Raw genomic sequence first — 5,479 nt, 5'->3', positions numbered from 1 at the left:
TCCGATGAAACTTCAACTCTTCTAGATCGTCCTTATGAGCCAGAAACAGCATTCGATTGGAATTCTGCCTATGGACTGTATGTAAAAGGATTGGAACTTGAAAAACAACGAAGGTATACTGAAGCCCATGAAACTTATTTGAAAAGCTTTGAAAAAGAAGCTACCCATGTCCCTACCTTAAACAGATTAGGGCTGAGTTACTACCGATTGGAAAATTGGGAAAAGGCCTTGGAATTCTCTAAAAAAGCCTTGGCAGTAGATACCTATGACGGTCTGGCGAATTACCTATACGGACTTGCCAATTTGTCTTTGGGCAACCATGCCGATGCCAAAAGCGGATTTTCTATTGCCACACAATCCGTGGGGATGCGCACGGCCTCCTATACCGAGTTGGCAAAACTTTTAATGAAAGAAGGGCTATATGCTAAAGCGTTGGAGTATGCAAATAAGGCGTTAATGTATAACGCCAATGCTATTTCCGCATTGGAACTTCGGGCAATACTGTTCCGGAAAATGGGCAATGAGGAAAAAGGGAATAAGGTACTAGCCAAAATCTACGAGAACGATGCCACCAATTTATTCTATGTTTTCGAAAATTTCTTTTTGGGAGTCTTCACACAAAAAGAGGTTCAGGCCAAGATCACCAACGAATTGGCTTTCGAGTCCTATTTAGAGGTAGCATTGCAGTACATCGAATACGGGGCAGAGAAGGAGGCAGTACAAATACTTAAGATGTCGCCCCAACATCCTATTACTGCCTTGTTCATTGCTCACTTGGGCAACGAAGATCAGCAAAACCTATTGGAAGGTGCGCTAGCAATGGATGCGAATATGGTATTTCCCCATAGAACTGAGACTGGTAAGGTATTAAGGAGCTTCTTAAAAAATAACAGTCATTGGAAATTAAAATATTACCTAGCATTACAGCAATGGAGCAAGGGAAACATAGAAGTGGCCAAGGAACTGTTTATGGAATGTGGTAATGAACCGGATTTTGTTCCTTTTTATTTGGCTAAGATCAAATTGTATCCTGAAAGTGCAGCTACTAGACTTGAAGCCCTTGAGCGTGCTGTTGATTTAGATAAGGATAATTGGCGGGTACAGCTTGCATGGATAGAGTATTATATGGAAACGGATCAATGGAAGGCTGCTAAAAAACTGACAAAAAAGGCCTTGTCCAAATATCCCGAGAAGGCGGTATTGGGAATGCGTTATGCAAAAATACTTTTGGAATTAAAGGAGTATAAGGCTGGTCTTGATTTTCTTGAGAACTTTAATGTACTGCCTTTTGAAGGGGCAACGGAAGGGAGGACGGTCTACCATGAGACCTGTGTGCGCTTAGCCATGCAGGCTTTGATGGCCAGGGACTACGATGAGGCTATTTTTTACGCAAAGAAAGCCAAATTTTGGCCTAAAAACCTAGGGGTAGGGAAACATTACGATGTGGACGAGCGATTAGATAATTATCTTTTAGCCTTGGCCTATGAGAAGAAAGGGGAGCAGGAAGAAGCTGAAAAGTATTTCAACAGGATTATTGCACATCAAACTCCGGATTACCTAAATGAAAGCTCAAAATTGTACTTGCAGTTGATGGTTTTAGATAGATTTAGCAAAGAAGTACAACTTCAAAATCTTTTGGAAAAAAACTTGGGAGCAATAAATAATAACCAATATGTAGAATGGGCCATTACCCGATATAAGGATGCCGACCATGAAGCTGTAAAGAAAGCTATACTTAGTTCAAATGAAAAGGTACATGCCTATGACACCAAATTCGTTGATGAGGAGTTTAAGCTGACATTAAGTATTGTTGACTCATTGTTGAATATAAAATAATACGAGAAGCACTATAAATAAGATTATTGATTAAGTGTTTATAAGTGCCTCTTTATTTAAAAGTATAATGTCTAGAAAGACGTTTAATTCATTATGGAACAGGTATTAATATGTAACCGTTTATTCATCTACATTTATAGTAAATAAATGGAATCTAGAGAAATTAAATTAAAATGTTAATAATATAAATTTAAATAGAAATGAGAGGAAGTTTTAGAAGTAGTAATATTTTCCGATTAGGAGTATTGTGTACATTTTTACTAATAGGGCATTTAAAGATACAAGCTCAGAATAAGGTTTTGATCATAGGTATTGATGGCACCCGTCCAGATGCCCTCTTAACGGCAGATACTCCCAACCTTGACGGTCTTTGGCAAAATGGGGCTTACTCTTTTAGAGCAAAGACAGACCCTTTGAGTTGGAGCGGGGTGTGCTGGACCAGTATGTTAACTGGTGTTTGGAAAGAAAAACATAAAGTTTATTCCAATTCGTATGAAAATCCGAATGTCAAGGAATATCCGCACTTCTTTAGAAGGGCAAGGGAGCAAAAGCCCAATTTAAAAACGTACTCTATTGCCAACTGGAAGCCTGTACATAATATTCTACAAGAAAACGATGCAGTGGAAGCCGTACATAGAAAGACGGATGCAGCGGTAACAAAACAGGTAGTTAGGACCTTGAAAAATACAGATGTAGATGTTCTTTTTCTTCATTTGGACAATGTAGACCATGCAGGTCATAAATACGGGTATGCATTGGAGAATAAAAAATATATTAGTGCTATTGAGAAAACGGACAAGAAGGTTGGGGAAATAATAAAGGCTTTGAAAAAGCGAAAGGATTATGAAAAGGAAAATTGGCTTATATTGGTATCTACGGATCATGGAGGAAGCGGAAAAGGACATGGAAAGGATACACCAGAACATACCACTATTTTTTATATAGCATCTGGTAAAGAAGTAACTCAAGGTGAAATATTAAAAGAGGTAAATGTGGTAGACGTCGCTGTTACTGCCTTAAAGCATTTAGAGATTGATATTAAGGAGGAATGGAAGCTAGATGGTAAACCTTCAGGGTTAAAATAGGGGATCTTTCACCAAAATCAGATAAATAAGGATTGAAATATATTTCATGAAGAATAGATTAATTATTGTTATGAGCATATGGCTGCTTTCCAATTTCACCATTGCTCAAGATATATTTATAGCACCTAATGGTAATGATAAAGCAGATGGTTCAATAAATGCTCCATTAAAATCCATAAATAAAGCATTACAGATCGTTAATGGATTAAAAGATAGAGGTGAGAGTAACCATACGATTTATTTTAGAAAAGGCAGGTATTCAGTCGATAATACAATTATTTTGGATAAACACTTTTCTAATTTAACCTTAAGGGCATATGCTGATGAAGAGGTCGTTTTTACTGGAGGTGTTTCAATACCTGTTTCTCAACTTCAAAAAGTAACCCTACCAGAGACGGCATTTGTGAGTAAAAGAAACGCCTATAAAATAGACCTTAAAAGCCTAGGAATTATCAACTACGGACATATAAGAAACGTGGGCTTTGCTCGTCCATTTGGGCCTTCCTGGGGGGAAATATTCATCAATGGAAGGCCATTGCATTTATCCCGTTGGCCAAATAATGATATGGTTCCAATGGGCAAGGTGCTAGATCAGGGAGCAGTTCCTAGAAATGATGATTTCACGAAAAGGGGAGGTGTTTTTAAATACGACTCCGATAGAATATCAAGTTGGGCAAACCCAAGTGAAATATGGCTTTCAGGATATTTTAAATGGGGTTATGCTGATGATGCCGTACGGATCGACAAAATTGATGCTGAGAATAAAACTATCACTACCGCACATCCAACGTTATATGGTTTTGATAGTGGTGCGCATTTTAGACGATGGTATGCATTTAATGTTTTGGAAGAGTTAGATGAGGATGGGGAGTTTTATATTGATGCCAAAAAAGGAGTTTTATATTTTATTTCATCAGAAAAGGAAATTGAATCTATTCAGTTTTCTATGCTGGAAGACCCGTTCGTACAATTGGAAAATGTTTCAAATGTTACTATAGAAGGAATAGATTTTGAATATTCTAGGGGGATGGGTATTGCAATGTCCAACACAGAAAACGTAGTTATCAAAGATTGTAGCTTTTCGAACCTTGGGAGTTTAGGAATTACTGTTGGCAAGGGTATAGAACCATTTCCCGATTATAGACATGAGGGAATTGGTATAGCCAAATCAGGAATAGTAGGCAGTTTGCAGCAACACCTATACGCAAATACTACTTTTAATAGGGAGGGTGGTAAAAACAATAGAATTATTAATTGCGAATTTTATCAACTTGGAGCGGGCGGAGTTTCACTTGGTGGTGGTAACAGAGAGACGCTTGAGCCAGGGAATAATAGTATTGAAAATTCGGTTTTTCACGATTTAAACCGGATAGAAAAATCCTACCGTCCAGCAGTTCATTTAACAGGAGTTGGGAATAAAATTATTCATTGTGAAATATACAACACCCCAAGTATGGCGGTGTTAATGCACGGTAATAACCATTTATTGGAGTATAATTATATACATGATGTTGTTCTTGATGCGGATGATCAAGGTGCATTTTATTATGGTAGAGATCCATCGGAAAGAGGGACCGTGATTAGATATAATTATTTTGAGAACATACCAGATCGTTTTTCTACTTGTGCAATCTACAACGATGATGGTGCTTGTGGGTTAATCGTGGACAGTAATGTGTTTTATAAAGCTGGGAAATGGAATGTGCTGTTAGGTGGTGGGTCAGACAATATATATACAAATAATATCTTTATGGAAACCCAATATGGTATACACGTTGATAACCGTTTGCAAAACTGGTCTAAGGCAATTTTGGATAAAGGCGGGATAGTCGAAAAGAGGTTGGAAGCCGTTAATTTCCAAAATCCACCATATAGTAATCAATATCCGGAATTAGCTACTTATTGGCCAAATGATGGAATCCCAAAAGGGAATCTAGTAGATAGCAATATTTTTTATAAAATCGATAAACTTTTAGATGGAAAAAAGGAGTGGTTGGAATTCAAGAAAAGCAATTGGGAAACTAATGAGGATCCGGGTTTTAAAAACTATGGTAGTAAGAGTTTTTCCTTAAAGGAAAATTCAGTTTTGTTAAAAAAAATCCCTAGTTTAAAAAAGATTCCCTTTAATAAGATAGGGAGGTACGCAACATCGGACATCGAAAGATAATAGATCACCTGAATGAAATTTGGCATAACTAGAGATAGACTGCATTTCATTTAAAGGTAATCGTTGTCGAATGGTTTTCAGAGGTGTAAGAAACACGAAATGATGGATCAAGCTCAAAAGTTGTGTGTGAATTGAAATAGGAGTTCGATATTTGCAGTAAAACGAACAGCATTGGAATTATCTATCGACCTATTAAAGCTTATACTGCCGGAACTTTTAATAACCCACTTTAATCTTGTCTCCCATAAAACAGAAGAGGGTACCCTTCATTTATATTTTGAAGAAAAAGAGGATAGCCCTAAAGAGGAAAAACACCGCATTTTAATAGGCCATGGCTTTCATAAGGAGATCGTCGTCCAGGATTTCCCATTACGGGGAAAATCAGTCTTTC

Annotated in this window: 4 protein-coding genes; all 4 read left to right on the top strand. The window is 37.4% G+C overall.

Translation table 11 applies throughout. From position 1 onward, the window contains the following. Positions 1–1,836 (top strand): tetratricopeptide repeat protein (locus G466_RS24170; RefSeq protein WP_026814993.1); only part of this gene is annotated, 1,836 nt, incomplete at its 5' end. A 200-nt stretch (positions 1,837–2,036) separates the two neighbouring features. Then, a complete protein-coding gene (locus tag G466_RS22740; RefSeq protein WP_051315782.1) occupies positions 2,037–2,921 on the top strand; it encodes an alkaline phosphatase family protein in 885 nt (294 codons plus the stop codon). Between the two features lie 46 nt (positions 2,922–2,967). Then, complete coding sequence (locus tag G466_RS0118745) at positions 2,968–5,088, top strand: right-handed parallel beta-helix repeat-containing protein (protein WP_026814992.1); 2,121 nt, start codon at positions 2,968–2,970, stop codon at positions 5,086–5,088. A gap of 171 nt (positions 5,089–5,259) precedes the next feature. Next, positions 5,260–5,479: ISAon1 family transposase N-terminal region protein (locus tag G466_RS0118740; RefSeq protein ID WP_026814991.1), on the top strand; the 220-nt coding region annotated here is incomplete at its 3' end.

It is taken from the genome of Arenibacter certesii DSM 19833, assembly GCF_000429545.1.
Lineage (GTDB): Bacteria > Bacteroidota > Bacteroidia > Flavobacteriales > Flavobacteriaceae > Arenibacter > Arenibacter certesii.
The sequence above is the reverse complement of the archived record's forward strand: the minus strand, read 5'-3'. Positions and strand labels throughout refer to the sequence as shown.

Excerpts from the sequence above, each read along its gene's own strand:
- G466_RS22740 (WP_051315782.1), top strand. The coding sequence starts at position 2,037 with ATGAGAGGAAGTTTTAGAAGTAGTAATATTTTCCGATTAGGAGTATTG.
- G466_RS0118745 (WP_026814992.1), top strand. The coding sequence starts at position 2,968 with ATGAAGAATAGATTAATTATTGTTATGAGCATATGGCTGCTTTCCAAT.